This is a genomic window from Oerskovia sp. 140933 (assembly GCF_059651515.1).
Genome location: NZ_JAMXIO010000074.1, coordinates 1 through 1,134, shown reverse-complemented (window position 1 = coordinate 1,134; position 1,134 = coordinate 1). Strand labels below are relative to the sequence as shown.

The following is a 1,134-nucleotide window of genomic DNA, read 5'->3' as shown; positions in this document are numbered from 1 at the left end:
CGACTGCACCGCCGTCTCCTCCGAGCTCGCCGAGAACTCCGACGCCACCCCCGCCAACGACTCCGCAGCCGACGCGATCGTCATCGACGACTCGAGCACCCCCGACAACGTCCGGCCGAGGGACACCTGGGTCCGTTCGAGGGCCACCGCCATCTGCCCCAGCTCGTCCTTGCCGACCACGCCCGACCTGGCCGTCAGGTCACCGCTGCCGGCGGCCGCGAGGCTCGACGACACGGCACCGATCCGACGGACGATCCCCCGGGCCACGACGTACCCCAGACCGACCGCGAGGACGGTGCCGAGGACGGAGAGCAGGACCGTGACGAGGATCGCGCGCGACGCCAGCGCCGCGGTGTCCTCGGCGAGAGCGGCTGCGGCCTCGCCCTGGGACGCCGTCTCCACCTGCATCGCTTCCATGACGGCTGTCGTCAGGGGTCGGACGGTCTCGTTGAAGTACGTCGCGAAGCCCTCGACGTCCCCCTCGTCCGCCAGGGGGAAGAGCTGACCCTCTGCTGCCGCGTAGTAGTCGTCGAGCGCAGCGACCATCGCGTCGACGTCGGCCTGGTTCACGGCGTTGGACCGGTAGGCCTCGATCTGCGAGTCGAGGTCCGCCTGGCGCTCGACCAGCTCGTCGACCAGGGTCGCGCGCGTCTCCTCGTCGGCGATGCCGTACTGGATGACCCGTGCACGGTCGCCCTGGTACGAGCGCTGGATCTCGGTGAGCTGCTGCAGCGGGGTCACGTTGGCGTGGTACATCCTGGCGGCGTCCGCCCCCAGCGACCGCATCGACACGACGGCCTCGACCGTGACGACGACACCGACCGCGACCATGACCAGGACGGCCGTCAGGATCTTGATCAGGACGGGGCGGTCCGTCCACAGGCGCCCTCGTCCCCTCGTCTGCTCGCTCATCTGCTCGCCTCTCGTTCGTCCGGGGACGGCGATGTCCCCTCCTGAACGGCCACGCGGGGCGGGGCCGGTCCGCCCGGGCCGTGGGCCCGGCGGCGGTGCTGTGCGGTCCCCCGGCTGGTGGGACGGGGTGCGGGTGGGTGTGGTGGGTGTCGTGGGGTTCATCCGGGGCTCAGATCCGGAACTGGGCCACGCGGGTGCGCAGCTCGACCGAGACCTGGGCCA

General features: G+C 71.6%; 1 protein-coding gene. It reads right to left on the bottom strand.

Features of this window, described 5'->3' with window-relative positions:
• A partial coding sequence (locus NHG27_RS18955; RefSeq protein ID WP_497017356.1) for an MCP four helix bundle domain-containing protein occupies positions 1-912 on the bottom strand: 912 nt, incomplete at its 3' end.
• Positions 913-1,134 lie beyond the last annotated feature (222 nt).